Origin of the sequence: Candidatus Magnetobacterium casense, from assembly GCF_019173545.1 — a bacterium.
In the GTDB taxonomy this organism is placed as follows: Bacteria; Nitrospirota; Thermodesulfovibrionia; order Thermodesulfovibrionales; family Magnetobacteriaceae; genus Magnetobacterium; species Magnetobacterium cryptolimnobacter.
The window spans coordinates 1-2,394 of sequence record NZ_JABXWD010000469.1 but is presented as its reverse complement, the minus strand read 5'-3'; the positions used below and the strand labels follow the sequence as shown (position 1 = coordinate 2,394).

Annotated in this window: 2 pseudogenes; one reads left to right on the top strand and one right to left on the bottom strand. The window is 53.1% G+C overall.

From position 1 onward, the window contains the following. A pseudogene (locus tag HWQ67_RS16445) lies at nucleotides 1-2,197 on the bottom strand (hypothetical protein); the annotation flags it as partial. An 89-nt stretch (nucleotides 2,198-2,286) separates the two neighbouring features. On the opposite strand from HWQ67_RS16445, the pseudogene HWQ67_RS20680 reads away from it, so the two are divergent. After that, nucleotides 2,287-2,394 (top strand): annotated as a pseudogene (locus HWQ67_RS20680) (protein kinase domain-containing protein); the annotation flags it as partial.

Below are 2,394 nucleotides of genomic sequence, written 5' to 3'. Positions count from 1 at the left end.
TATCATCGCCTCCCGACACGGCATAGCGTCCGTTTAAACTTATCGAAACGGAATTAACAGGGGCATTGTGGCCGCTGAAGGAGCCCAAAAGGCCGAGAAAGTCCACCATGGTCATCTCTGTCTGATTTATCAAATCATCTGCGCCCGCGGATAACAACAACCTGTTATCAAGACTGAGAGCTAAGGCGCGCACAGGGGCCGAGTGCTTGGTAAAGGTCTTTATACAGCTGCCTGAGGACAAGTCCCACACCTTGACAGTCTTGTCATCGCTTCCAGAGACGGCCAGTTTGCCGTCCGATGTCAAGCAAACGGCATTAACAGCGGCGGAGTGCCCTTTGAGTGTCTTCAGCAGACGTCCCTTGGGTATCTCCCACAGGCGTACTGTCCTGTCGAGACCGCCAGACAGGGCATATCTGCCGTCGGGGCTCAGGTAAACGGATTTTACCCCGTCGAAGTGTCCTTTAAATACCACTTCCGGGTTGTCTGAGTCGATTTCCCACAACCGGAGGGTTTTATCCATGCTGCCAGAGAGGATAAAACGATTGTCGTCGTCGATGCAGACAGAGGTTACCGCGGCCTCGTGCCCCTTTAGCGTAAAGACCTCCCATCCGCCTGAAAGCTCCTTATGCGGGAATACGCTATAAAGCTGCATCCATATGTCCAGTGCCTCAACTGCCCTGCTATAACCCTTTTGGGAGCGCGCCTTACGTACATGTCCGGCCGCCTTCACGGAATCCCCTAATTGCAGCGATTGTCTGGCCATCAAAAGTTCACGGCCATATGCCGCCATCGCCGAGAAGGCCGTTTCGCTCTTTAACACCTGGGACAGCAGCATGGGGGCCCGATAGACCTCCTTCTCAGTCTGAAGCTCCCAAAAAAGTACGTCGTTGTCCTGGCCGTTGGAGACAAAGAATTTCCCATTTGCCGACATGCAAACTGAACTAACCGGTGCCTGATGTCCCTCGAATGTGCGCAGGCAGCGCCTGGAGTTTAAGTCCCACAGTCGTACGGTCTTGTCCTGGCCGCCTGAGATGGCATACCGGGAGTTGGAGTTCAGGTCAACTGACAGTACTGGTTCTGCATGTCCCGGGATTGTCCTTTGGTACTGGCGAGTATGGAAATTCCACAGCCTTAGGGTCTTGTCTGCAGCGGCTGTGACCAGATAATTGGCGTCCTTGCTCAGACAAATGGAGTTGATTGCAGCCGTGTGTCCTTTGAAAATATGTAAACACCTCAGAGACAAGACCTCCCATATCCTTGCGGTGCCGTCCAGGCTGGCCGAAACTACGCGCTGTCCGTCGCTGGTAATGGCCACAGATGTAATGCTGCCCCGGTGGCCTGAAAAGGAGCGAAAGTAGTTGCCGGATTTGATATCCCATAGTTTTACTGTCTCATCGGCACTTCCGGAAACTGGATATTTACCGTCCGGACTGAGATATACGGAGGTTACTTCGCCCGTGTGCCCCCTGAAATTGTATACGGTAGTTCCGGAAGATATATTCCACACCCGAACGGACTTATCGAGGCAGCCCGATATGGCAAATCTGGCGTCACTGGTAATGTAAACCGCCGTTACACCCCCGGAATGCCCTATCAGGGTCTTGAGGCACTGCCCCGTTGCCGTGTCCCAGAGCTTGACGGTCTTGTCCATACTTCCCGAGAGGGCAAGGCGTCCGTCGTGGCTTAACCCCACGGAGGTGACGGCCTCGGTATGACCATTGAAACTCCTCAGCAGCCTTCGTGAGTTCAGGAGCTCTCCACGAGCCAGTATCAGTGATGTCTGAACCTCCTCTATCACGCCGTATGCATCAATAATATGCTCGAGGTACTTAATGGCCGACACACAGTCGTCCCTTTCTATATGTACGAGGGCAAGCAGATACTCCGCCGTCCAGTCGTCTTTGTGAGAGCGCTGAACCTCTTCAAGTTCTCTGACGAGGATGTCGTCGGTTATCTTGGAGTTGCGCCAATTAATAATGCCGTAATTGTATGTCGATTGAGGATGATGCGGCTGAATTCGTATGGCCTCTTTCCAGAGTTTTTCAGCCTCTTTGTCTCTTCCCAGGTCAAGGAGCGAGACCGCCCTGTTGTTTAAGCTGTCGGCAGTTGCCATGCTTGCCAGCGGTATTGCCCGATGATAGGGATTAGCGGTTATTTCCTGAAATATCCCGATTAACCGGTCTGCGACTGCCTCCATACTATCGGGCCGCTGTTCCGGGTCATGATTAAAACAACTTTGCAGCAAGGCGGCAATCTGCGGCGGCATCGAGGGAAGGATAGGAGTTGGGTCTTCAGTACTCGCACGAAAAAGGTCTCGTCCACAGGGATGTAAAACCGGCAAACGTAATGCTTACCGCAGATGGAACCGCAAAGGTAACGGACTTCGGTCTGGCA